Origin of the sequence: Lysinibacillus sp. Bpr_S20, assembly GCF_023337835.1 — a bacterium.
Lineage (GTDB): Bacteria > Bacillota > Bacilli > Bacillales_A > Planococcaceae > Lysinibacillus.
The window spans coordinates 525,279-552,048 of record NZ_JALNLQ010000004.1 but is presented as its reverse complement, the minus strand read 5'-3'; the positions used below and the strand labels follow the sequence as shown (position 1 = coordinate 552,048).

At 37.2% G+C, this 26,770-nt stretch carries 21 protein-coding genes; all 21 read right to left on the bottom strand.

Features of this window, described 5'->3' with window-relative positions:
• Positions 1 to 150: 150 nt before the first annotated feature.
• Positions 151 to 1,167 (bottom strand): HAMP domain-containing sensor histidine kinase, encoded by a 1,017-nt coding sequence (locus tag MWJ95_RS13600; protein WP_249106032.1) that lies wholly within the window; start codon positions 1,165 to 1,167, stop codon positions 151 to 153.
• Positions 1,164 to 1,853: a response regulator transcription factor gene (locus MWJ95_RS13595; protein WP_249072574.1), complete on the bottom strand. Its 690-nt coding sequence runs from the start codon at positions 1,851 to 1,853 to the stop codon at positions 1,164 to 1,166. The genes MWJ95_RS13600 and MWJ95_RS13595 overlap by 4 nt, the downstream gene beginning before the upstream one ends.
• 160 nt (positions 1,854 to 2,013) lie before the next feature.
• A complete protein-coding gene (locus tag MWJ95_RS13590; RefSeq protein ID WP_249106029.1) occupies positions 2,014 to 2,745 on the bottom strand; it encodes an ABC transporter permease in 732 nt (243 codons plus the stop codon).
• On the bottom strand, positions 2,745 to 3,536 hold the full coding sequence (locus MWJ95_RS13585) for an ABC transporter permease (RefSeq protein ID WP_249106027.1): 792 nt from the start codon (positions 3,534 to 3,536) through the stop codon (positions 2,745 to 2,747). Before MWJ95_RS13585 ends, MWJ95_RS13590 begins: the two co-directional genes overlap by 1 nt.
• On the bottom strand, positions 3,529 to 4,248 hold the full coding sequence (locus tag MWJ95_RS13580; RefSeq protein ID WP_249073023.1) for an ABC transporter ATP-binding protein: 720 nt from the start codon (positions 4,246 to 4,248) through the stop codon (positions 3,529 to 3,531). Before MWJ95_RS13580 ends, MWJ95_RS13585 begins: the two co-directional genes overlap by 8 nt.
• A 1,176-nt stretch (positions 4,249 to 5,424) precedes the next feature.
• Positions 5,425 to 6,096, bottom strand: coding sequence for a deoxyribose-phosphate aldolase (gene deoC, locus MWJ95_RS13575; protein WP_249072577.1), 672 nt, complete (start codon positions 6,094 to 6,096; stop codon positions 5,425 to 5,427).
• A 175-nt stretch (positions 6,097 to 6,271) separates the two neighbouring features.
• Positions 6,272 to 7,621 carry a tRNA (N(6)-L-threonylcarbamoyladenosine(37)-C(2))-methylthiotransferase MtaB gene (gene mtaB / locus MWJ95_RS13570; RefSeq protein ID WP_249072578.1) on the bottom strand — a complete coding sequence of 450 codons (1,350 nt, stop codon included), beginning with the start codon at positions 7,619 to 7,621 and terminating at the stop codon, positions 6,272 to 6,274.
• Between the two features lie 636 nt (positions 7,622 to 8,257).
• Entirely contained in the window at positions 8,258 to 9,046 is a 789-nt protein-coding gene (locus MWJ95_RS13565; RefSeq protein WP_249072579.1) for a CsxC family protein, read from the bottom strand.
• A 419-nt stretch (positions 9,047 to 9,465) separates the two neighbouring features.
• Positions 9,466 to 10,836 carry a BC_2427 family protein gene (locus tag MWJ95_RS13560; RefSeq protein WP_249072580.1) on the bottom strand — a complete coding sequence of 457 codons (1,371 nt, stop codon included), beginning with the start codon at positions 10,834 to 10,836 and terminating at the stop codon, positions 9,466 to 9,468.
• A 953-nt stretch (positions 10,837 to 11,789) separates the two neighbouring features.
• Positions 11,790 to 12,593, bottom strand: a complete 804-nt coding sequence (locus MWJ95_RS13555; RefSeq protein WP_249072581.1) for a CsxC family protein — start codon at positions 12,591 to 12,593, stop codon at positions 11,790 to 11,792.
• A 273-nt stretch (positions 12,594 to 12,866) separates the two neighbouring features.
• Positions 12,867 to 13,631, bottom strand: coding sequence for a CsxC family protein (locus MWJ95_RS13550; protein ID WP_249072582.1), 765 nt, complete (start codon positions 13,629 to 13,631; stop codon positions 12,867 to 12,869).
• 680 nt (positions 13,632 to 14,311) lie between these two features.
• A complete protein-coding gene (locus MWJ95_RS13545; RefSeq protein WP_249072583.1) occupies positions 14,312 to 15,049 on the bottom strand; it encodes a 16S rRNA (uracil(1498)-N(3))-methyltransferase in 738 nt (245 codons plus the stop codon).
• Positions 15,050 to 15,131: 82 nt separating this feature from the next.
• Positions 15,132 to 16,073 (bottom strand): 50S ribosomal protein L11 methyltransferase, encoded by a 942-nt coding sequence (gene prmA / locus MWJ95_RS13540; RefSeq protein WP_249072584.1) that lies wholly within the window; start codon positions 16,071 to 16,073, stop codon positions 15,132 to 15,134.
• Positions 16,074 to 16,094: 21 nt separating this feature from the next.
• The gene (dnaJ, locus tag MWJ95_RS13535; protein ID WP_249072585.1) at positions 16,095 to 17,213 is read right to left on the bottom strand and encodes a molecular chaperone DnaJ; all 1,119 of its coding nucleotides are present in this window, start codon (positions 17,211 to 17,213) and stop codon (positions 16,095 to 16,097) included.
• Between the two features lie 361 nt (positions 17,214 to 17,574).
• Entirely contained in the window at positions 17,575 to 19,413 is a 1,839-nt protein-coding gene (dnaK, locus tag MWJ95_RS13530; protein ID WP_249072586.1) for a molecular chaperone DnaK, read from the bottom strand.
• Between the two features lie 72 nt (positions 19,414 to 19,485).
• Positions 19,486 to 20,055, bottom strand: coding sequence for a nucleotide exchange factor GrpE (gene grpE, locus MWJ95_RS13525; RefSeq protein WP_249072587.1), 570 nt, complete (start codon positions 20,053 to 20,055; stop codon positions 19,486 to 19,488).
• A gap of 17 nt (positions 20,056 to 20,072) precedes the next feature.
• A complete protein-coding gene (gene hrcA, locus MWJ95_RS13520) occupies positions 20,073 to 21,101 on the bottom strand; it encodes a heat-inducible transcriptional repressor HrcA (RefSeq protein ID WP_249072588.1) in 1,029 nt (342 codons plus the stop codon).
• 89 nt (positions 21,102 to 21,190) lie between these two features.
• Positions 21,191 to 22,336 carry a radical SAM family heme chaperone HemW gene (gene hemW, locus MWJ95_RS13515; RefSeq protein ID WP_249106024.1) on the bottom strand — a complete coding sequence of 382 codons (1,146 nt, stop codon included), beginning with the start codon at positions 22,334 to 22,336 and terminating at the stop codon, positions 21,191 to 21,193.
• Between the two features lie 565 nt (positions 22,337 to 22,901).
• The gene (locus MWJ95_RS13510) at positions 22,902 to 24,221 is read right to left on the bottom strand and encodes a Na+/H+ antiporter family protein (protein WP_249106071.1); all 1,320 of its coding nucleotides are present in this window, start codon (positions 24,219 to 24,221) and stop codon (positions 22,902 to 22,904) included.
• A 101-nt stretch (positions 24,222 to 24,322) separates the two neighbouring features.
• Positions 24,323 to 25,486, bottom strand: coding sequence for a M20/M25/M40 family metallo-hydrolase (locus MWJ95_RS13505; RefSeq protein WP_249072590.1), 1,164 nt, complete (start codon positions 25,484 to 25,486; stop codon positions 24,323 to 24,325).
• Between the two features lie 15 nt (positions 25,487 to 25,501).
• The gene (gene hutI, locus MWJ95_RS13500; RefSeq protein ID WP_249106021.1) at positions 25,502 to 26,767 is read right to left on the bottom strand and encodes an imidazolonepropionase; all 1,266 of its coding nucleotides are present in this window, start codon (positions 26,765 to 26,767) and stop codon (positions 25,502 to 25,504) included.
• Between the last annotated feature and the right edge of the window lie 3 nt (positions 26,768 to 26,770).

The window sequence follows — 26,770 nt, the reverse complement described above, 5'->3', positions numbered from 1 at the left end:
AAATCATACTAAAAAGCGATAGCTTTATTTTTAACTACCGCTTTTACACATATGAAAAACGAGCTCTCAAACGATAGTTTTTTATTACCGATTGACAACAGTCTTTACGCTGGATTTTTCAAATTTCTCCAATCGATTATGCATCTATCTTTATAAAATAGGCAAAACAATTTGAAACTGAATCATTTCTGCTTCTTTTTTCACTTTTATCTCACCATTCATTGCATTAATAATCGTTTTTGATATATACAGTCCTAATCCTAGATGTCCCTTTTCGTTTACTTCTTCTTCTGTATAAAACCTTTCAAATATATTGTTTAAATTGTGATTATCTAGTTTTGCACCATCATTTTTAATCACTATTACAAATTGATCATTTCTAATTTCTACAGAAATGGAAAAATATTTTTCATAATAACGAAAAGCATTGCTCGTAAGATTTTGTAAGGCTCTATCAAATTGATAAATATCAATCCATATATTATGTTTATCACTATCGGGAACAGCATTAACAAACTCTGAAGTTACACCTTTCATCGCACATTCCACTTCCATGTCGCTTAGAAAATCAACAGACCAACTATAACAGTTCACTTTTTGCGATGACAAAGATAAGGTATCTGGTGTTTCATAGCTCATACTTAAATGATTTGATAGTTTGGTTAATACGGCCACTTTGTTTTCGATTACTTTTAAATATTGTTGTTCTTCTTCTGGAGTAGAAACAATTCCATCTTGCAATGCTTCTATATAAGCCGAGATAGAAGCAAGCGGTGTTTTTAAATCATGTGAAATACTATCGATAAAGTTTTTGCGAGTCATTTCAAATTGCTCTTGCTGTTTCTGCTGTTCGTATAATGTACTTCTCATAGAATCAAAAACTGAAATAAAATCTCCCATTTCATCATTTGACCTATGTTCTATTTTTCGTGATAAATCACCAGCAGAAATAAACCTTGCTTCACTGCTTAAATATTTGATGGGTTTGATGATTTTCTTTTTTACATACAGTATCGTATAAATCGAGAGTAGCACAAAAGGGGGTGCAATGATTAAAAGATAAATCCACAAAACCTTTGCTTCCATGATGAGTGAAAAAATAAGCAACAAGAATAGGAAGAAAACGCAACAAATATGTATTAAGTCACGAACAATCGTTTTTTTCATAGCAAGACTCCATCGAAACGATACCCAATACCTCGTATCGTAGTAATCTCATGTCCTTGTCCTAATTTTTCTCTAATTTTCTGAACGTGAATCGTCACTGTGTTCATATCCCCGTATTCGTTAATACCCCAAACATTGTCATATATCTGGGTTTTACTAAAAACTTGTTTTGGGTGTTGAAGAAGAAACACAAATAAATCAAATTCTTTTGCTGTAAAGTTCAATTGGCTATTATTATGACTGATTTCTCTGGAGTTTACATCAATGCGAAATTGGTTGTATTTTAAAATCTGCTTGTCGATAGTACTTCTTGAATAATTGTCTATTCTTCTGAATATAGCTTCTATTCGTGCAACTAATTCTTTCATCGAAAAGGGTTTTATCATGTAATCATCTGCACCTATTTTAAGTCCAAGAATACGATCTAACTCTGTTTCTTTGGCACTTATAATAATGACTGGTAATGTTGATTTCATCCGCACTTGACGTAGAATTTCTAATCCATCTTTTTCTGGCAACATAATATCCAATAAAATCATATCTGGCTTAAACATATCAAATGCGGTTAATGCTTTCCCACCGTTCAATGAAAGTTCTACATCGTACTGTTCTAGCAAAAGATATTTTTTAATCATGCTTGCTAAATCATATTCATCTTCAATGATTAATATTTTTTTCTTGCCCATACCTAATCTCCTTTCGCTTGACCTTCACTTGTAAAATATAACAATGGCTATTAATGACATTATAATAGTAAATCCATGTTACACGATACATTGCTCTAACAATTTCTTTTGATAAATACCCACAAGATGATCAGAAAAGATGACTATTATCAATGTATCATCAGCGAATATCCCGTCTAAGAAATACATAAGCAGAAGTACATTCCAATGAAATTACCCATATAAGTTGAATTGTCACACCTAGCCCTAATGCTAAAAAAGTTTTTTGCTCCGGTATCAAGAACAGATTCATTCCAGCAAGATCGGGAAGATATTTCGCCACCTCTGTAACAGCCAACAACATTTGACTTCCTCCGATAATCATAGGGAATAAAACAGCAATCGGTACAATTAAGGACTTGGTAATAATCGATAAACTAGCAGAGATACACCCTAATACGATCCAGCTGATGATTGCTAGAGAAACAGCCGTTATAAATTTCGTTACTACATCATTGGCAAATACATATTGGTATTTAGCTATGATCACGATGAAGCATAATATACTAGAAAGTATGCCGGCGATTATAGTACTGGATACAACAACTAATTTCTTTGTCAGAAACAATCTCATTCGTGAGGGAACGGTAAGCAGCGTCGTTCTAAGAGAAGAATGCGTATATTCCTGGCCTAAAAAACCAGCCATTGCTACCACAATCCCTGCTTGCCCTAAATATAGAAATCGCAAACAGAGAGCCACGACATCTTCCTCTTGAAGTTTTATCCCACCAAAATTGTTTTCACTAAATAATAAAGCGACAGGAGGTAATAAAATAGCTCCAATCATACCCCAGATACACCAGTGATAGGAAAAGAATCTTGCCCATTCACTACGAAGTGCGGATTTCCACATTAGTAAGCACCTCCAACATCTCGGCGAACAAATGAATACATAGCACCAAGTAACAAAAGAATTGTCCATGCACCTAATATGAAGCCACCTTTAATGGGGTCATGTGATAAAGTGTTCGTAGGGGATGCCATAAGTAATTCACCCGCAGTAACTGGAAGATATTCTCCTAGGCTCCATTTTGAAGCTACATAATGAGCTAAACCGTATATTTGAGGAATGAGGAAAATGAAAGGAACAATGGCATTGCGACTTAGCATTCCAATCGAAAACGCAAGCAGTGTTAATAACATCCAAGTTAAAATTGAGTAAGCAATAAACGCCCATGTGATCGGACTTAAAGTGAATGGATTTAATCCTAGCGCTCCTAGCTTAGCATGAGTAACCATAATAGTGAGATAGATAGATAAAAATGAAATAATCGTAATGCTCGTTAATATAGCGATTAATTTTGCCATAAAAACGCTTATACGGTGGCTACAGCATAATAATGTTACACGTAAATTATGATTGCGATATTCGCTTGCTCCAATAAGACCTCCTAAAACAACCATTGGAAGTAATCCAAAGGGCACAATGTCATCAAATCCAAGATACTCTAAAGGTGGTATTGCTTGTACTAAGTCAGGGTGTGTTGCAGGAGACGCATCTAATCCTATTTTAACTAGCTCGCTAGCACTCATCATCGCCAAAAGTGGTTGTACAATAACAACTAAACCAAGAACCATCCACCATGATTTACGTGCAACTATTTTAAAAAATTCGACCTTGACTATACAAACAAAATTATTCATGATCATCACCGTCACTTGTAAGGGATAAAAATACATCTTCTAATGATGCAAGATTTTTCATGACAGCGGGCAGGTCACCGCTGGCTACAATTTGTCCATGTTGAATGACAATCACATCGTCTGCAATTTCTTCAATTTCGGCAAGAAAATGAGAAGATAGCAAAATCGTTTTCCCTAGATTGGCTTGGTTACGGATAAACTTACGAAACCAGCGCATACCCCTGGGGTCCAGTCCATTGGTTGGTTCATCAAGTACAAGATATTGGGGGTCGCCCAAAAGTGCACTTGCTAGTCCAAGCCGTTGTCCTTCGCCCAATGATAGTGTTCCTAATTTTGAACCTCTTTTTTCAAATAATCCTGTTTCGTGTAAAACTTCTTCCACACGATTTTGCGCGATTTGATTACTCTGCGCTACTATACGAAGATGAGTTTTTACTTTTCTGGATGGCACTCCTCCAACCCCATCAAATACAGCTCCTACGGTTTGTAATGGTTTATCAAAACTTTTATATTCTTTGCTTGCAAAGGTTGCGATACCCGATGAGGGATAGTCCAGTCCAAGAAGAATCCGCATAGTAGAACTTTTCCCTGCACCATTCGGACCAAGAAAAGCTGTTATTCTTCCTTGCTTTGCTTCAAATGAAATACCTTTTAATATATCTTTACCTTGATGTTTTTTACACAGATTATTTATGATTATACTTTTTGACATATCTTTCAATTGAATTCCTCCTGATCATAATGTTTATTGTGGATTCCATATGATAAAGGTATCAAACTAAAATAAACGCTCAATATAGCTAAAATAAATTTTTGATAAAGTGAATAAAGCCCTTAAAGAAGCCATAGAAGCAAAAATAAATGAGGGTTCGAATGAAATGCTATTTTGGGATTCTAACGAACTTAAACGCCGAACATGTATGGATTGGAATAGCATTTAACATAACTTTTTTCATGATAAAGATTTTCCAAAAGTGAAGATTGGGGTTAAAGGAGAAAGTATAAGGTCGAAGTAAAAAACCAGCTACTCACTAGAGACCTGTTTTCTTTTGACCATAATAAAAAGCAACCACATTTTTGCAGCTGCTTGATTATTTATATATTAATTATTAAGAGCAAAAAATAATTGATTAAGTTTCAAATTTAAAAGATTCATGCTTACTCCCCCAATGAATTTCAGCATTTCAACGGTAGGACATTGCATTGAGACATTAATTTAATAATAGCATTTTAGACCACCTATCATGTGTATGGTCTTTATAATAATTTCCGATTTCACTCTGAAATAATCTAATTAGACTATTTTATCTAATTTAGGCTAATTAGATTCTTTTGTCTAAACTATATGTTTTGTTCATAAAAATTATTTTATACATAGTAACTCTCCGTATCAGATTCTTTCGAGTTCGTTTGCACCTTCCCACTGTTAATAGCACTCTAAATTCTCCTGTTATGAAGCAATTAGAAACCTATAAAAAATGGTGTAAGCAAAAATTGTTGTTGTATGGCCTAAAACTGATGGATGAAGATGAATACGAAAATGATGATACATTTGTTTTTATCTCACATTTGTCAGGGAAGCCTAAAGCACCGAACAATACAGCTAAAATCAAGTATAAGATTATTCAAAGGACCAGGCTTCCTAAAATAATTTTACATGATTTAAGACATACGTAATGTACTATTTTATTGTATCGTGGACTGAATGTGAAGGTCATAGCAGAACGTTTAGGAAACACGCATAAAAGGATTTACGAAATATATGGTCATGCTCTGAAGGAATTGGAGGAGGCATTTAGTCAAAGTTTAAACGAATTTGGGCCTAAAAATGAGGCTGTTCATAAAGAACAGCCCCGTAATACTTACTATATAAGGATTTTCATTACTATTAATAATTAGAATCTGCGATTAATCCATTCATAATAGCTACACCAGAGCTTGCGCCAATACGAGTTGCGCCAGCTTCAATCATCATTTTCATATCCTCTAAGCTTCGTACACCGCCAGAAGCTTTTACACCTAGATCTGGGCCTACTGTTTTACGCATTAAGGCAATATCTTCTGCTGTTGCGCCACCAGTAGAAAAGCCAGTTGATGTTTTCACATAGTCAGCACCAGCTGCCACAGCTAGCTCACATGCTTTTACTTTTTCTTCTTCAGTTAGAAGGCAAGTTTCTATAATTACTTTTACAAGAGCACTGCCTTTTGCCGCTTCTACAACTGCAGCAATATCTGCTTGCACAAGGTCATAGTTTTTATCTTTTAATGCACCGATATTTATAACCATGTCTACCTCTTTAGCACCATTAGCAATCGCATCTTTCGCCTCGAATGCTTTCACAGCCGGCGTGTTAGCACCTAATGGAAAGCCAATTACAGTACACACTAAAACTTCTGTGCCTTGTAAAAGCTCACTACTATAATTTACCCAAGTTGGATTTACACAAACAGAAGCAAAGTTAAATTGTTTTGCCTCAGCACACAGTTTTTCGATTTGCTCTTTTGTAGCTTCAGCTTTTAATAATGTGTGATCAATCATACGCGCGAAATTTTGTTCCATTTTATTAGACGCTCCTTCTATCAACAAGTTGTACGTACCTCTTTTGGCATCATAACATTTTTTAACGTTTCCGTCTAATTTTGAATGAAAGTAGATGAATTCAAATTATTTTAAAAAAATAGAGCAAAACACCGCTCAAATTTGAACGGTGTTTCTATTCATAGGTACTTTATCTTTATTTTACAGTTTCCAATACTCGAACGAATTGTCCTTTAGAGTGAGGATATCCGGCTTGCGTAATTTTCACCTTCACAAGTTGTCCGATAAGACTTTCAGGACCTTCAAAGACTACTTTTAAGTAATTATCTGTATAACCTGTTAATAGTCCTTCCTCATCGCTTCCATCATGCACGAATTCTTCAGGAATTACCTCTAGCACTTGATCTTCAAAGCGAGAAGCATATTCCTTTGCTAATTGGTCATTTAAAGCGATTAATCGGTGAACACGTTCGTTTTTAATGTCCTCGTCAATTTGGTCTTCCATGCGTGCAGCTGGTGTTCCTGTACGTGGAGAGAACGGGAATACGTGTAATTCAGAAAACTTGTGATCACGAATAAAGTTATATGTTTCCATGAACTCTTCCTCAGTTTCTCCTGGGAAACCGACGATTACGTCAGAAGTGACAGCCAGGTCTGGTAAAGCTTCATGTAGTTTAGTTAAGCGTTCACCGAAGAACTCCATTGTATATTTACGACGCATACGTTTTAAAACTGTATCAGAGCCAGATTGGATTGGAATGTGTAAATGGTTTACAACGATATTGGATTCGCGTAAAACTTCAATCACTTCATCTGTTAATTGACTTGCCTCAATTGAAGAAATACGAAGACGTTTTAAGCCTTTTACATTCGCCTCTAGATCACGTAGTAGCTGAGCTAAATTGTAATCTTTTAAGTCTTGTCCATAGCCACCTGTATGAATACCCGTTAGAACAATTTCAAGATACCCCGCATCTACAAGTTGTTGGGCTTGGTTCAATACTTCTTGGGGATCTCGAGAGCGCATTAACCCACGTGCCCATGGAATAATACAAAACGTACAGAAGTTATTACAGCCTTCTTGTATTTTTAAAGATGCGCGTGTACGGTCTGTAAATGCAGGCACGTCCAATTCCTCATACACACGATTTTTCATAATGTTGCGTACAGCATTAATTGGTTGGCGTTCAGTAAGATATTGGTCTATGTAGCCAAGTAATTTTGTACGATCCTGTGTACCTACCACAATGTCAACGCCAGGAATCGCCATAATTTCTGCAGGAGATGTTTGAGCGTAACATCCTGTAACACAAATGACCGCGTCTGGGTTTTGACGAATAGCTCGACGGATCACTTGACGTGATTTTTTATCCCCTGTATTTGTTACAGTACATGTATTAATGACATAAACGTCTGCTTGACGATCAAACTCCGTACGTTCATAGCCTTCTTCTTTAAATAGTTGCCAAATTGCTTCTGTTTCATAATGATTTACTTTACAACCTAGAGTATGGAAACTCACGATTTTCGGTCGCTCGTTACTCATAATATATATCATCCTTTCAAGAGTACACTACCATAAATTAAATTATCAACGTGTCTAATAATAGCACAAATAAAGATAATGAGCCTAGCTTTTTGGTTAGTCTTATTTTTTTGTATAAAAATAGGTACCGTAATATTGAGTACCTTCTTGTTAATAGGCTGTTCCACTAAAACCAAAAACGGCCATTTTATCATTCAGTCATGCGTGTTGTTATTATTGTTGCTGTCGCTTCGCTTTCGCACAGATAAAACCTTGTTGCTGTCGCTTCGCTTTCGCACAGATAAAATCGTGTTGCTGTCGCCTCGCTTTCGCTCATATAAAACTGTGTTACTGTCGCTACCAAAATAATTGCTGAAAAAGGTTAAATCATTTGAGATATTAAAATATGTAGAGTCAATTGCTATGAATATCTTAATGAATGAATCGTTTTTTAATTCCCCCTAGTTCCTCCCAATACCCCTTGTAAAAAATCTATTCTGTTAGTTATTAAATTGCAAAAAGGCAGTTAAAAATTAGATTCAACTGCCTAGTCAAATATAGGATTTTTATCAGTGCCCATTAAATACTACATGTGTATTTTCGTTTTTGCAGAAAAATGCCTTTTTATTTGTCTTGCTTCTCTTAAAACTATAGTTATTACGTACTCATAGGAGGAGTAAGCCCTAAAAGATTAGGAGTTATTACATTAGTGCCAGCTCCAAGGCGGACTTGTTGAACTTGCAGTACTTTTACAGTAAGCTCTAGCACGATTTTTTCACGCAATGTGCTGAAAGTACCTTCTGGTGCTGCCATTTTTGGTGAGAAATCAAGTTCAAAGAAATTTGCAGCTACTAACTCGCCAAATGGTTGTTCATTGTATTTAACGAGATTTTGGAAGAAAGCTTTATCCAATCTAGCATCCATTTGCGTTTTTTCATTAAGGAAGTTCGCTTCGGCAAACTCGGAAATTCCTAAGATCGGAGTAGAACCTCCAATTGTTTGTGGGAAAGTAAGGTCTGTAAAACCAGAAAATGGAACATCGGCAATTCTATCACGGAGTGCCCCATTACATGCTGATGAAGCATATTCTATATTTTTGCGAATATGTCCCGCTACAAATAATTTTGCTCTTGTTACTCTAAAAAAGTCAGTGCCATCAATACGTGCAAAAGCAACCGGTACCAGTTTCACTTGATTTAGGAAGACATTTTTTTTCACTCTTTTGATTTCAGTTGCTGCAGGAGTAAGAGTTATATCTGACTCTACAACTATTTGAAGTGTTGGTTCTGCAAGGACAACTGGAACTTTAATAGTTGGAGTCGTTACCGGTGTAACGACAACTGGTGTAGCCTCACTATTTAATGGTATTTGTTCAGTTGATGCTACTGGACAAGGCTCCTTATGATTGACATGAGTATCTAATTGATTATCTAATTGTTCACTCAAAAAAAATCCCTCTTTTCATTTTTTTTATGAGTAATCTCATATCGCTAGAATATGTAGCCATTTAACCTATTCATGGACGTATATACTGGTTTTTATGTTTTTTGTGCGAAAACGCAGTTTTTAACGTAGCGACAGCAACATGATGTTTTTTGTGCGAAAGCGCAGCGACAGCAACATGATGTTGGACACTCAGTCGTGTGTTTTTATTGCTGTCGCATTCGCACAATTGCTACAGGACGTGGCGTTCTTAGACTGAATTCCTTTTCAACGGATGTTTGTACACCCACTGAAAAGTAACCTAAAACACCGCATTCATCTCACCACCTTTAGAGGTGAGAGACTTCTGTACCCGTGCTTCGCTTTCGATACAAAAAGTTAAAAAGAGATTTTTGAGCAGAGAGATAAGTTTCAAGTATCCTCTAGATCCTTGGCACTCGAATTTTCTGTGCTTGTAGCATATGAATGACTAATTCTACTACTATATTTTGGCACATTTGATTTGTTTGATTTAATGACTCATTTTGTGCAGGAACTACATCCCCAGTGTGAGATGCAGTATATTCAATACTCTGATGAATATAACCTTCAATAGATAAATTCCCCTTCAATGCTGAACATGTCCCATTACCTAATGATTGAGAAAACTGATTAGGAACGAATCTGCAATCGGTTAATACTACCTCATTTGAGATATCTTTAACTCCCGCAATTCCTTCTTCAAATTCGATATTCTCTTCAAGGCATATTTCTATTTTATATTCCCCTACTACAACTGGAGCTCTAATGTGTATAAAGTCATCGGAACTGTAAGAGTGATTATTCGTTTCTCCTTGTTTAATTGATCGTGTGTTATGTAAGGGAGTTCCAACTAATTTAGATGGATAACTCTTCCGATTATTCTTATCATAAGTATTAGTTCTCATTAAAAATATAATTTCATTAAATTTAGAGCTCACCAAACGACATTCAGGCAATTCAGGATAATCTGTTGTAGTATGAAATAGCTTGGTTTCAAATTGAGGAGTAAGATGATTGTCTAGATCAAGAAAATCAAATGTATTTTTAACAATCTCACCACATATCGGAGCATGAAGAAAATCATCAATTTCCACGTGAGTAGAAATTTGAATTTTATTTGTTCTAGAACATACTGTTCCTTGCACTGACCCAGTAGATGCACTTTCCGGACCTGTAGGGGTGATTTCCTTAAACTCTTCTGTATCAATAGGACTCATAATTTTATCATCCCTATTGTATTTAGAAGAACTTAAAAATTCACGATTAGAGTCTAGATGAGATGCAAAATCCTGTTCTTCCACAAGATTGGTTCCTTCTACCTCGTTTATATCAAGCAGGTCATTCATTTCATCTTCAACATCAATTTCAGAAGGGATAAGTAGCTCACAATTGGACCCTAGATGCGATACAAGTTCTTGTTCCTCTGCAGGATCGGTTTCATCCGTCTCTTCTATATCAAAGAGATTATTCTTTTCATCTTCAACATCCATTTCAGCAGGGATCAGTAACCCACAATCGGAGTCTAGATACGCTACAAGTTCCTGTTCCTCTACAGAATTGGTTTCATCCGCCTCTTCTATATCAAGGAGTTCATTTATTTCATCCTCAGCATCAACTTCAGAAGAAAAGAGTATCTCACGATTGGGATCTAGATGCGCTGCAGTAGTTTCATCTTCTTTTTCTTTAGTCAGGAGGTTATTACAATAGGCAAAAACTTTTTGCTTGGAACTTATTTCTTTCATCTCTCTATAATTAATCCATGGAGTTTTCATTCGTTCACTCCCAAATAATGTTTTGACAAAAAAGTGTAACAGTCAATCCGTAAAAATTCTTACGCTTTTTTCCAGTCAAGAAGTCTTTTTGATCGATTTATTTTTTGTGATAAGATTTTATGAATTCTTCTAGAGAGACTTATACATAGTCTGTTTTCTTCAGGGAAAACTCACGAAGTAACCCGTTTTTCATTTTTTATTTCTTCCACTTACCTTGATGATTAGATTGGTAAAAAAACAGCGATTTCCTTCCCCTTCTCCAATATCTGCCGAAAGTTGTGGATGACTTTTGTTAACACGTCTACTATGTAAATAAGTTGATTGGAGTGTAGACTGGGCGACTCCTTGGGGATCAGCGACAGGGGACTAAGGCTAAAACCATCACAGCCTATGATAACGCATTCGTGACCAACATCGGTGCTGTTGCTGTCGCTGCGCTTTCGCACAGACAAAACCCTCTGCTGTCGCTACGTTAGCACTACGCTTTCGCGCAAAAAACATCTGTTGGCCCGAGATCCTGCAGCGAAGCGGCAGCTACAAAGCACCCAGTCGGAACGGAAATCAACCACACGTTTTGGTGAAAATCCAAATAAAATTCAAACTATGAGCTACTTTTATTGATCTATGTGTTGCACTTATAATTACAATCCATTTTATGCATTACTTTTACTTTTGTCACCGAGTACTTTCAAAGATCTCAGTAGCAATTGAGATACTTATGCGTTTGAGAGACGATTGCTTAGTAAAAACTAAAATTTTATCTTTCCATTATTTTCTTCACCTTAATTATTTTGATAACATCTATTAGTGCATTTACGATCGATATTATTATAGAAAAAATGCAGTTGAAAATTCGATTTAATCGACTTTTCAACTGCTAGCTTAAATTTTGGATTTTTTAAGTACCCTCAAATGTCCTTTTATCTCTAATTTCCTCCTCTAAAAATTAGAAATTAACAAGGTTCAGTAGGATGAATAACAGGAGGATCTACAGTAGGACCAACTGGAGGAGTAAGCCCTGTAAGATTAGGAGTTATTACACTAGTGCCTGCTCCAAGGCGGACTTGTTGAACTTGCAGTACTTTTACAGTAAGATCTAATACGATTTTTTCACGTAATGTGTCGAAAGTGCCTTCTGGATCTGTCATAACTGGTGAAAAATCAAGTTCAAAGAAGTTTGCTGCTACTAATTCACCAAATGGTTGTTCATTGTATTTAACGAGATTTTGGAAGAAAGCCTTATCCAATCGAGCATCCATTTGCGTAGTTTCATTAAGGAAGTTCGCTTCGGCAAACTCAGAAATTCCTAAGATTGGGAAAGCACCTCCTACTATTTGTGGGAAAGTAAGGTCTGTAAAACCAGAAAACGGAACATCGGCAATTCTATCTTGAAGCGCCCCGTTACATGCTGCTGAAGCATATTCTATATTTTTGCGAATATGTCCTGCTACAAATAATTTAGCCCTTGTTACCCTAAAAAAGTCAGTGCCGGCAATACGTAAAAAAGCAACCGGTACTAGTTTCACTTGATTCAGGAATACATTTTTTTTCACTCTTTTGATTTCAGTTGCTGCAGGAGCAAGAGGAATATCTGCCTCCACAACTATTTGAAGTGTTGGTTCTGCAAGTACAACCGGAACTTTAATAGTTGGAGTCGTTACCGGTGTAACCACTAGTGGAGTAGCAGCAGTATTTAACGGTATTTGTTCTGTTGATGTTACTGGACAAGATTGAATTGGATCTAATTGATTACTCAAATAATTTCCCTCGTTTCATTTTGTAGTTTTTGAGAGCTCTCCATATAGAATATGTAGCCATTAAATCTATGAATAGACGTGTATACTAGTTTTTTTTACTGATTATTATAGAAAAATGGCAGTTGAAAATACGATTTATCAACTGCCACATCAAATATTAGATTATTTCAGTGTGCTCGTAGTACTAACAAATGCTAAACCCTAAAATGTCCTTTTATCTCTAATTTCCTCCTCTAAAAATTAGAGGTTAACAAGATCTAGTAGGAGGATCTATTATGGACTAACTGGAGGAGTAAGCCCTAAAAGATTAGGAGTTATTACACTAGTGCCTGCTCCAAGGCGGACTTGTTGAACTTGCAGTACTTTTACAGTAAGCTCTAGTACGATTTTTTCACGTAATGTGTCGAAAGTGCCTTCTGGATCTGTCATAACTGGTGAAAAATCAAGTTCAAAGAAGTTTGCTGCTACTAATTCGCCAAATGGTTGTTCATTGTATTTAACGAGATTTTGGAAGAAAGCCTTATCCAATCGAGCATCCATTTGCGTAGTTTCATTAAGGAAGTTCGCTTCGGCAAACTCAGAAATTCCTAAGATTGGGAAAGCACCTCCTGTTATTTGTGGGAAAGTAAGGTCTGTAAAACCAGAAAACGGAACATCGGCAATTCTATCTTGAAGCGCCCCGTTACATGCTGCTGAAGCATATTCTATATTTTTGCGAATATGTCCTGCTACAAATAATTTAGCCCTTGTTACCATAAAAAAGTCAGTGCCTGCAATACGTGTAAATCTAACCGGTACTAATTTCACTTGATTTAGGAATACATTTTTTTTCACTCTTTTGATTTCAGTTGCTGCAGGAGCAAGAGGAATATCTGCCTCCACAACTATTTGAAGTGTTGGTTCTGCAAGTACAACCGGAACTTTAATAGTTGGAGTCGTTACCGGTGTAACCACTAGTGGAGTAGCAGCAGTATTTAACGGTATTTGTTCTGTTGATGTTACTGGACAAGATTGAATTGGATCTAATTGATTACTCAAATAATTTCCCTCGTTTCATTTTGTAGTTTTTTTAGAGCTCTCCATATAGAATATGTAGCCGTTAAATCTATGAATAGACGTGTATACTAGTTTTTTTACTCATTTTTAAAAAAGGATTTTTGGGTTGCGGGATAATAATGAACAAAAAAATGCCAGGTACCCATCATTTTGGGCGCCTGGTCTAATAGTATTTATCATTTAAGAAAATTTTCTTTTGCATTTTTATTTCCCCGTAAATGTAGCATGCTCAATCTAGTCCAAGTACCAAAAGCTACTATTGAAATGGTGATTGGTATTTTACCTACTTCAAATAAACGTTAGGAAATGAAATCGTATATAAACCTGTAGCGATTAAAAAAGCAGATTAGATCATAGTAGCAATTACAAAAAAGTTAATGAGCTTATTAATTTATTTACTTCCTTTTCGTTGATTATCCCATATTCCGCGACACCCCAAATTGGCTTTGATATCCAAGAATCATTTTTCTGCACTATCCAAATTCGAAGTTTTACTAATGATCAATCTTTTCAACATGTTTTTTGAGTGCAATAAAATAGAGCCGATTCAAAATTGAATCAGCTCTACTTCTAGGATTACTCATAAAAACAGTCATTTAAAAGTCTTCCAAATCTATCCATAACCTCATATATTTACATGCAATTTACGCTTACATGTTGTTTCATTCAAATTCATAAGATATTGCCGACAGTGCATAGAGTGGGGCTGTTTCTGCTCGTAAAATTCGAGGTCCTAAAGACATCGTTTGAGCTCCTGCTTGAAGAAGAGCATCGGCTTCTTTTCGTGCAATGCCGCCTTCTGGGCCAAAGATAATAAGAATAGATGTTGATTTTTTGTCATACACGTTTTTTAGCTTCTCTGCAAACTTTGTGCGTTTTTCTGCTTTTGCATCCTCTTCATCTGCTATAAAAACGGCGTCGAAATGGTCTACTTGTTCAACTAACTGTTTAAATGAAATTGGTTCATAAATAGCTGGGATATGTGTACGATGGGATTGCTCAGCTGCTTCTTTTGCAATTTTTTGTAGCCGCTCTTGCTTTTTGACACCCTTCTTTTTATCCCATTTAACGATGGAACGCTCCGCTTCAAACGGTAACAAAGCAAACATTCCAAGCTCTGTGGCCTTTTGTGTAATAAGTTCTAACTTATCTCCCTTCGGCAAACCACATGCCACTGTTACATGAACAGGTAACTCTGGTGAAGGAATGATCTCACCTGTAGTTTGAACGTGTACCTCGTCTCCTTCAAAGGCTACGATTTCACAAATGTGGGCGGTATTTTGTGCAACTACAACGATTTTATCGCCCTCTTTCATACGCATTACTCGTTCAATATGTCGCGCATCCTCACCGCTAATACGTGCTTCCTCTATCGTCGTCTCAATAAAATATCGCTGCATGTTACCATACTCCTTTATAGCAAGAAGAGAAAACGCCAAATCGCAAGCACTCGGCTCACGATTTGGCGCTCCCTCAGTCCACTTATTGTGGTCGACGGGCAATGATCGCTACCCAGTCTTCCATTAGTAATACTTCTTCGATGACAAAGCCTGAAGCTTCAAGTGCTGCTTTTACATCATCACGTTTAGCGGCAATGATGCCTGAAGTGACATATAATCCACCCGGTTTGACAATTGAAAATGCATCGTCCGTAAAGGACATAATAATTTCTGCTAAAATATTCGCAACAACGACATCAGCTGGTTCCTTTACTGTATCCAATAGGTTCCCATGGAATACAGATACTGTATCATCTACTTTGTTTAACACAACATTTTCTTGTGCAGAACGTACAGCTACTTCGTCTAAATCAAGGGCATGAACGCTTTTAGCTCCTAGTAAGGCAGAACCGATTGAAAGAACGCCTGAACCCGTTCCAATATCGATAACCTGATCGCCTTCTTTTACAACCTTCTCAAGCCCCTGTAAACACATAACAGTTGTAGGGTGTGTTCCTGTACCAAAAGCCATACCAGGATCTAATTCAATAATTAGCTCATCTGTTGACACTGGTACATATTCTTCCCATGTTGGTACAATTGTAAAGCGTTCAGAAATTTTTACAGGATGATAGTATTGCTTCCATGCTGTTGCCCAGTCTTCCTCGTTCACTTCCACAATCGATACAATATTTTCACCAATATCGATGTTGAAGTTCGTTAGATTTGTTATAGCCGCCTTAATTTCTTCGACTGTTTCATTTAAAAAACTAGACTCCGATAAGTAAGCCTTAACAATAACACCATCTTTCGGAAAATCCGCTTCATTTAGCGCATAAATTTCACCATACTGATCTTCTCGTGGTTTCGCAAATTCTGCAGAATCCTCAATAACCACACCACTTGCCCCTGCTTCATGCAAAATATTCGAAATTGCTTCTACCGCTTCATTTTTTGTATGAATGGATAATTCTGACCACTTCACGTAGCTCTTCAGCTCCTCTAATTATTCACCTTGGAATTTTTTCTTAATTTTATCGAATAGTGAGCTTCCTTGCTCTTCAGGAATATCACCACTGATCTCCGCAAATTCACGTAGTAATTGCTTTTGTCTTTCTGTTAATTTCTCTGGTGTCATCACTTTTACTGTTACATATTGATTCCCTGTACCATAGCCATGGACATTTTTGACACCTTTGTCTTTTAGACGGAATTGCGCACCTGACTGTGTTCCCGCTGGAATACGTAGTTTAACTTTACCATGAACAGTTGGAACTTCAATTTCATCACCAAGAGCTGCTTGTGGGAATGTCAGTTTTAGTTCGAAATAAATATCATCGCCATCACGTTCAAACTCTTTATGTCCTTGAACGCGGAACATAATATATAAATCCCCCGCTGGTCCTCCATTTATACCCGGCTCACCTTGACCAGACACACGAATTTGCTGACCATCATCCACACCTGCAGGAATGTTTACTTTGATCTTCTTACGTTGTTGAACTTTTCCTTCGCCACGACAAGTTGAACATTTTTCTTTAATGATTTTACCTGCACCGTGACATGTAGAACACGTACGACGATTCATCATACGGCCGAAAGGTGTATCTACTGCTTGATTTACTTGACCGGCACCTTGACATGTTGAACATGTTTCAGGATTAGTACCTGGCTTTGCACCTGAACCGTGGCAAGTATCACATACTTCATCTTTAGGAATTTCGATTTCTGTTTCTTTCCCGAAGATCGCTTCCTCAAACTTAATATTCATACGATATTGAAGGTCATCACCTTTGCGTGGTGCATTCGGGTCCTGACGGCGACCGCCACCTCCAAAGAAAGAGCTGAAAATATCCTCGAAGCCGCCAAAGCCGCCGCCTCCAAAGCCGCCGCCAAATCCTGCATTTGGATCCTCATGACCAAATTGATCATAGCGTGCTTTTTTCTGATCATCACTTAATACTTCATAAGCTTCAGCGATTTCTTTGAATTTTTCATCTGCACCTGGCTCTTTATTAAGGTCAGGATGGTATTGTTTTGATAATTTACGGTATGCTTTTTTAATTTCATCTTTTGAAGCCGATTTTGTTAAACCAAGCACCTCGTAGTAATCGCGTTTCTCCATGATTCACACTCCGCTCTTTTTGCATAAAATCTATTGTATCATGCAGTTAAAAAAACTGCCTCTATTTTATTATTAAATATACATTACAATTGTTGTACCAAAGGTGTTGATTAATCATTTTTATCCACTCTAGAAGGCTCTGATTCCACTACGGGCTACTCGTTTTCGCGCAGAGCAAGGCTTCCTGCGAGCGAGCGTCGAGCCGCTTCCTCCGATAACGGAACAAAGGCTAAGTGCGTCACGTCCTGTGACAATGCCTTCGTGACCAACATCCAAATGTGTAGAATATAGCAAAAAATAAAGAGAAAAGCCAAAGCCGCAAGCGGTCTTTGGCTTCTTCACTTCACTGTGTTAATGATTATTATTTATCGTCTTTTACTTCCTCAAAGTCAGCATCTACGATATCATCTTTTTTATCAGCGCCAGCATCTGCACCTGCTTCGCCACCTTGTGCTGCTTGGGCAGCTGCTGCAGCTTGTTCATATACTTTCATTACTAGCGGTTGTAATACACCTTCTAGTTTTTCTTTAGCAGATTTAATGCCTTCTAATTCGCCTGCTTCAAGCGCTTTTTTCAGCTCATCACGAGCATCTTCTACAGATTTTTTCTCGTCTTCTGTAATTTGTTCGCCTAAATCAGCAATTGTTTTGTCAACTTGGAACACTAATTGGTCTGCTTCGTTGCGAAGATCTGCTTCTTCTTTACGTTTAGAATCCGCCTCAGCATTTGCCTCAGCATCTTTTACCATACGTTCGATTTCTTCCTCAGATAAACCAGAATCAGATTGGATCACAATTGTTTGTTCTTTGTTTGTACCAAGGTCTTTTGCTTTAACAGATACGATACCATTTTTATCAATATCGAATGTTACTTCGATTTGTGGTACACCACGTGGTGCCGGTGGAATATCTGATAATTGGAAGCGACCTAATGTTTTGTTGTCTGCTGCCATTGAGCGTTCACCTTGTAGAACGTGAATATCTACTGCTGGTTGGTTGTCAGCTGCAGTTGAGAAGACTTGTGATTTAGATGTTGGAATTGTAGTGTTACGGTCGATTAATTTTGTGAATACGCCACCCATAGTTTCGATACCTAAAGAAAGTGGAGTTACGTCAAGTAAAACTACGTCTTTAACATCACCAGTTAATACGCCACCTTGAACAGCAGCACCCATTGCTACAACTTCGTCAGGGTTTACACCGCGGTGTGGCTCTTTATTCGTTTCTTTACGTACAGCTTCTTGTACAGCTGGAATACGAGTTGAACCACCAACTAAGATTACTTGGTCAATTTCAGATGTTGAAAGACCTGCATCAGATAATGCTTGACGTACCGGACCTACTGTACGGTTTACTAATGGTAATGTAATTTCGTCAAATTTTGCACGAGTTAAAGAAATTTCTAAGTGTAATGGACCCGCTTCACCAGCAGTGATGAATGGTAAAGAAATTTGAGTAGATGTTACACCTGATAAATCTTTTTTCGCTTTTTCAGCTGCATCTTTTAGACGTTGCATAGCCATTTTATCTTTAGAAAGGTCAATGCCGTTTTCTTTTTTGAATTCTGCTACAAGATATTCGATGATTGCGTCGTCGAAATTGTCCCCACCTAGTTTGTTATCACCAGCTGTCGCTAATACTTCAAATACACCGTCACCTAATTCAAGAATAGAAACGTCAAATGTACCGCCACCAAGGTCGAATACTAATACTTTTTGATCTGTATCTTGTTTGTCTAAACCATAAGCAAGTGCAGCAGCTGTTGGTTCGTTAATAATACGCTCTACTTCTAAACCTGCGATTTTACCAGCATCTTTAGTAGCTTGACGTTGAGCGTCGTTGAAGTAAGCAGGTACAGTAATAACTGCTTTTGTTACTTTTTCACCTAAGTAGTCTTCAGCATAGCCTTTTAAGTATTGAAGAATCATTGCAGATACTTCTTGTGGCGTATATTCTTTATCTTCCACTTTTACTTTTTCAGATGTACCCATTTTAGATTTGATAGAAATAATTGTGTTAGGGTTTGTTACTGATTGTCGTTTTGCTACTTCACCAACTTGACGTTCGCCATTTTTAAACGCAACAACAGATGGTGTTGTACGGTTTCCTTCTGGATTTGGAATTACTTTTGGTTCTCCACCTTCAAGTACAGAGACACAAGAGTTTGTTGTTCCTAAGTCAATACCAATAATTTTGCTCATAAATATTTCCTCCTATTATTTAAACGCAATAATGCGTTTTCTAACTAATGTAATTAACTAAATAGACAAAGTCTATTCGTTCACAGATACCATTGTTGGGCGCAATACGCGGTCCTTTAACATATAGCCTTTTTGAAGCTCGCGTAGGACAACACCCGTTTCTTTTTCACTATCTTGCTCCTGCATGACAGCTTGGTGAACATTCGGATCAAATTGCTCACCTTCAGCTTTAATGACCTCTAAGCCTTCCTTCTCCGTAGCTTCTATCAGAGAACGATACACCATTTCAATACCTTTTACGATAGAAGCGGTTTCTTCAGAAGTCACTTCAACTTGTAAGGCACGCTCGAAATTATCGATTACTGGTAGTAAATCTGATAGCAAACTCTGAGCGCGATACTTCTCAGCAGCCTCACGATCAAGTTGATTGCGACGACGCATATTATCGAAGTCAGCGCGCAAGCGTAGATGACGATTTTCTTCGTCGTCTAGCTTTGCTTGTAACGCAGCTAGTTTTGCTTCGTACTGTTCTTCGATTGTTAATTCAGCTTTTTGTTCTTCTACTACTTCTGTTTCTTCTACTACATTTTCAGCTTGTACATCGTCTTGTACAAGGTCTTTGTTTTCAGTTGTTTCCGTCACTTGAATCCTCCTCATTATCAATCACTACGATTCTTCGTAAAGGCTTGTGTTAAATCCATGCGCATTACGTCTAGTAAAGCAACAACACGCTTATAATCCATACGTGTTGGGCCAATGATTGCTATAGCCCCTTGCTGATCTTCACCGATAGAATAAGTGGTCGTAATGACACTACAGTTTTCCATTTCTAATTGTTTATTTTCTGAGCCAATACGAATTTGAATGCCCGATTCATTAGGATGGAAGAGCGACTGCACTTGGCTAGTCGTTTCCATTAAGTCCAAAATCATACGGACTTTATTTAAATCATGGAACTCCGGTTGGTTGAACATATTTGTTTTACCACCATAGAAAATTTTACTTTCTGAATTATGCATCGTCGCTGTCACGAGAGCGTGAATAAAATCATCCGCTGATCGAACATGCTGTTGTAATACTGATAGCACTTCAGCTTCGAGCTTTTTATGAATATCTTCTAATGACACACCAACTAGGCGTTCATTTAAAACATTAACCATTTTCTCTAAATCAGAAGCCGCAAAATTAGGAGGTAAACTAAACATGCGATTCTCAACATGCCCGTTATTCGTTACGATAATCGCTACTGCAGAATCGCTAGAAAGAGGCACAATGGAAAATCGTTTTACTCGATGTGTTTGAACATCTGGTCCTAAAAGAATCGATGTATACGATGTCAGCTCTGATAAAATATTGGCTGACTTTCGAATAATATGCTCTACTTCAACTAAGCGATCGTTAAAAATTGATTGGATTTGCTGAATATCCCTCGAATTAATGCCTTGCGGGCTCAACAAATGATCTACATAAAATCTATACCCCTTTTCCGAAGGCACTCGACCAGAGGAAGTGTGTGTTTTTTCTAAGAAACCTAATTCCTCTAAATCCGCCATTTCATTTCGAATTGTGGCTGGACTAAATGTAATCTCTTGCTTTTTGGAGATTTGGCGAGAACCTACCGGCTGTGCAAACATAATAAAGTCATCTACAATAGCTTGCAATATTTGTAATTGCCGATTTGTTAGCATGATTATCACCTCTGTTAGCACTCAACTAAGAGGAGTGCTAATACTATTATTAAGTTATCAAATCCTACATTTTATGTCAACGATATCGCTCAATCTTCTAGTAAAAATTGTTGAAATACTTCATTACCGACAAAACGACCTTGTCGCGTAAGTCGAATTCCTAAAGTATCATGTTCCAAAAGACCTTCTGAGACTAACCTTTCAATTACCTGTGCGTAATCACTATGCATCGATTCTTTAAATTTTTCTTCATATATAGTGTGTGTAATTCCTTCTGTTTTACGCAAACCTAAAAACATTTGCTCTTCCCGTTTTTCATTCACTGTCACAACATGTTCATTTACAATTGGTAGTTCCCCTGCATTTACTGCATCCATATACTTTTTCAATGGTCCATGATTTGAATAACGCACACCAGCTATATACCCATGAGCACCCGCACCAAAGCCAGCATATTCATCGTTTTCCCAGTATATTTTATTATGTTTTGAACTGAAACCAGATCGAGCAAAGTTGCTAATTTCGTATTGTTGAAGTCCATGCGCCTCCATCTGGTTCATCAGCACATCATACATATCCGCTTCAAGGTCTTCAGTAGGTAAACGGAGCTTACCTTTTGTGTATTGATTATAAAAAATCGTTTTTGGCTCCACGATAAGTGAATATGCCGAGTAATGTGGTAGATCAAGAGCGAACGCTTTTTCTAAAGTATCCGTCCATTGGGCCATCGTCTGACCCGGCAAACCGTACATTAAATCCAGACTAATATTTCTGAAACCTACCTTTTTAGCCAAGGCGATTGTTTCATAAACGTGATTATTGCTATGTGTACGACCAATTTTCTTTAACAACTCCTGATCAAAGGATTGCACACCCATACTTAAGCGATTGACACCGCCAGCAAATAATGCTTGCATTTTTGCCTCTGATAGCTCGTCCGGATTGGCCTCTGATGTAAATTCTGTCACATAGTCCATCGGAATATACGTACGAATAAGCTCAAGAAGTCTCTCTATTTGTGTAGGTGATAATGCTGTTGGTGTACCGCCACCAAGAAATATCGTTTCGATTTGCTTAAAACTCTCGGGATATTTTTTTGTCGCAAGCTCCATCTCCTTGCCAAGCATTTCTATATACTCATCTACTGGTTGATTTTTAAAATAAAATTTATTGAAATCACAATAGTTACAAATTTGATGACAAAAAGGAATATGAATGTAAACACCTCGTGCCATAACTATCCCTTCTTTCTCATAAGTCTTTTTCCATTTCCTCATTATAAACAATCGAGGCAGGGAACGCTATGAATCCAACTAATAAAAAACTAAATAAAAACGATTCAGTTCTGTTAATCTTTCAGAAAATTCATTCTTTCGTGGTGTGTTAATGAAAAATAAAATACATGGAATCATGATAGGCATGTTTTTAAAGCAATGACAATGACGCCCAACAATCTATTGAATTATTATATGAACAATAGTTAGCGAATCCGTTATCAACCTTTAACCACCAACACTCCAAAAATTTTTCACACGAAAACAAAAAACGATTTTCCTATATTATGGCTCATCACTTTAGCATGTGGTTGATTTCTGTTCCAACAGATGCTTCGAGCAAAGCTTTCTGGTGGTGTTCATGGAGCCAACAGATGTTTTTTACGCGAAAACAAAGTGGCAGCAAAAAAGTATGCTAGAAGGCACCTTCAAGCATACTTTTTCTTATTTACGATACCCTGTTCTTATCTTACTCAATACATAAAATATCAAATCTCACCCTTTGCTTCCTACTAATGATTGGTTTCTATAAAACCATTGCTGCTATAATGCCAAATATAAATAAAGGAATATTATAATGAATAAATGTTGGTACACACGTATCCCAAATGTGGCTGTGTTGTCCATCAGCATTCAAACCTGATGTAGGGCCTAGTGTACTATCTGAAGCAGGCGAACCTGCATCGCCAAGAGCACCAGCAGTTCCAATAAGCGCTGCTGTAGCGAGCGGACTAAATCCAACCGCTGTACATAACGGTACAAACACAACAGCTAGAATCGGTATTGTCCCAAATGATGTACCAATCCCCATTGTGACAAGTAAGCCAATGAACAACAATAAAGTAGCGGTAATTAGCTTACTTTGTCCTGTCATCCCCGTCATAGCTTCTACAAGCTCCGCAATCGCATTTGTTTCTTTTAAAATTGTTGCATAGCCCGAGGCGATTAACATAATAAATGCGATAGTCCCCATTAGCTTTACACCATTCTCTACAACTTCTTCACTGTCTTTAAGGAAGACAACTCGACCAACAAACATAATAATAATTCCTGATAATGCGCCTAAGACAAGTGAACTTAAAGATAATTGGATAACTAGTGCTGCAAATATTGCTAGAAGAGCTATCCCACCTTTACGATTCAATTTTATCTCTGTATTCTTTGTCATTGTTTTCTCATAATTATAGATATCCTCTTCAAGTTGTTGATACTCTCTTGGCTTTTTGTAAGAAATGAATACAGCAATGGCTAATCCTACAAACATACCAATAGCTGGAATTGCCATAGCTTTTGGTATTTGACTCTGTACTATTGCCATACCATTTGCTGTCATCTCTTGCGCAATAATTCCTTGGAATATTAATCCGTACCCAATTGGAATCCATAAGTAGGGCATTTTCAAGCCAAATGTTAATGCAGATGCCAAGGCACGACGATCTATTTTCAATTTATTAAAGAAAAATAATAGTGGCGGTACTAATATTGGAATGAACGCAATATGCACTGGAATAAGTGTGCCAGATAAACACGCGATTATTGCCAAGGCGAAAATTAAAATATATTTATTTGGCTTTTTAAATGATAGGAGTTTTTTTATGAGAATATTAGCTAAACCTGACTGTGCAATCAAAGCTGCAAATATCCCTAACAATATATAACTTAAAGCGGTTTCTGACTGCCCGCCCATGCCACCAATAAAGATGGATACCGTTTCAGCGGGCGTTAAACCCGCTACAAGCCCTGCTATCATTGCAGCAATTATTAAAGCGAAAAGGACATGAATTCTACATAAACTTAAAACAGACAAAACAAGCACAGAGATAAATACCGGATTATCTAACAATATATAACCCCCATTTTATATTTAATAGGCATTTCTTAGTGTTATACTCGAAGCCTTTATCTGTTAGATTCTACATATTTTTCGAAGTTCTCTACTTTATATGATTAGCATCTATGCCGTTCATACCATTGTTCTATTAGCGCAGCAGTTAACCTACCCGTGTTAACTAAGTTGTCGATACTAATACTCTCTCTAAAAGAGTGAATATTCTGAAAACCATTCCCAAGCGTAATGCACATCAGTCCATTTTCATTTAATACATTTGTATCCGCTCCACCTAGCGTTTTCGTTAAATAGGACGTCACTCGAATGTTTTCCGCTGCTTCCTTTACGGTTTTGACAAGAACATTCTCCTCTGAAATATTAAATCCTAGATATTTCTTGTCAATTTTCACTTCCACAGTTCCTTGATTTTTCTCCGCTACCGCTTCCATGACCTCTTTCATATGTTTTAGCTGAGCATCTAATTTCTCTTTAGAGAAACTTCTTACTTCTCCGCCAAGTGTTACAGAACCTGGAATAATCGATGTTAGCTCTCCACCGTAGACAACGCCTATATTCGCAAGTGTTTCACTATCAATCTCTCCTAACTTCATATTTAACAATCCTTGTGAAGCAATCAGAAAAGCACTTTTTCCAGCATCTGCATTTAGCGCAATATGTGCCGCATTCCCATTGACAGTAAACCAAATTCTACTACTATAAGGACCTTGTAAAATGATTTGCCCTACATCACCACTACTATCAAAAATATAGCCGTTTCGACTTTTTATTTTTTTATAATCCATATGTTTTGCACCGACTAAGCCTGCTTGCTCATTTACCGTTAATATGAGTTCTATTGGGCCATGTGGTATGCCACTTTCTATAATGGCACGCATCGCTTCGATATAAGCTGCAAGTGCTGCGCGATCATCAGCCCCTAAAATGGTTGTGCCATCTGAGTAAATAACACCATCTTTAATAATTGGCTGTAGATGCTCTGTTGGTAATACTGTATCCATATGTGTAGAAAAGAATAGAGGCGGAATCGTATCATCTATTCCTTTATGCCAAGCAATCAAATTTCCTATTTCTCCATTAAAACTTTTATGCGCCTCGTCAAATTGTAAACTGAAACCTAGCTTTGGTAACTCTTCCTTCAGAAAAGATGCTACAAGTTTTTCCTTCTTACTAGGACCATTAATTTTTGCCATTTCTAAAAATAATTTCACTAATCTTTCCTCATTTATGTGAGTGGCGGCCTTTGACGTTAATTCAACATTCATTTGTATCTCTCCCTTCTAAATTACTATGTTTTCTCTTACCCATGTTCCTTCACTTATTACTACTCGACCACGTTTTATGACCGTATCCACAATATTCGTCCCAAGCTCATAGGCAACATGCTTATAGTTTGGTACATCCCATATTTGAATATCTGCAACTTTGCCAATTTCTAATGTTCCGCGATCTGTTAAATTCAATGCCCTAGCCGCTACTTTTGTTGCAGCTTTAATCGCTTCCTCTACCGTAAATTGATAAAGTCGACAAGCTAAATTAATGACAAAGGACATAGAACTTGTATAACATGCCGGGCACATATCAGTCGCTAAAGCTATTTGCATACCGCTATCTAGCATTTTGCGAGCAGCAAAAGGCCGCTTATGTGCAACAGCAAAATCTAAAGCCGGCATCAATACACCAATAACCCCCGCTTCCGCTAATTGTGACATTACTGATTCTGGTGTATAGTTCAAATGATCAATCGAAACCATCTTCATTCGGGCTGCTAAATCTGAACCACCAATATAAGAATAGGCATCCGCATGAATTTTAGGTAGTAATCCGTACGCTACTCCCGCTTGTAAGATACGCTCGGATTCTTGCTCAGTGAAATAGCCTTCATCACACCAAACATCACAGAATTCAGCTAAGTTATTTTGTGCTACCTGTGGAATCATAACGTCAATAATTTCGTTGACATATTGTTCCTTCGCTAAGTGATCCGGAATACCATGTGCCCCTAAAAATGTATTCACAACATCAAGTGGTGTATTTTTGTGTAATTGACGACCTATGCGTAAAATTTTCAATTCACTTTCAGGTGTTAACCCATAACCACTTTTACTTTCAACTGTAGTTGTGCCATGTTTAAGCATTGTCATCAAACGTTTTTTGGATTGCTCAAAAAGCACATCTTCAGCAGTATCTCTTGTAAGCTCAATTGTACGATTAGGCCCTATTGTCATTGATAGCTTTTTCAGATTATCCTCAATGTTTCCAGACAATTTAGCAGCATATTCTTCAACCCTACTGCCATAAAAAACTAAATGTGTATGCGCATCAACATAGCCTGGGGCAACAACCTTACCTGCTGCATCAATACTATTTCTATCATCTATTTCATAACGTTGCTTTAATTCTTTATAAGAACAAATATCAATAATTCGTTCATCCTCAATAACAATTGCCGTATTAGTCAATATTTGGAAATCTTGCATCTTATCTCCCGTACAAGGTAATATTTGCGCTGCATTTTTAATAATATAGTCCGGTCTTTTTAGCACTCG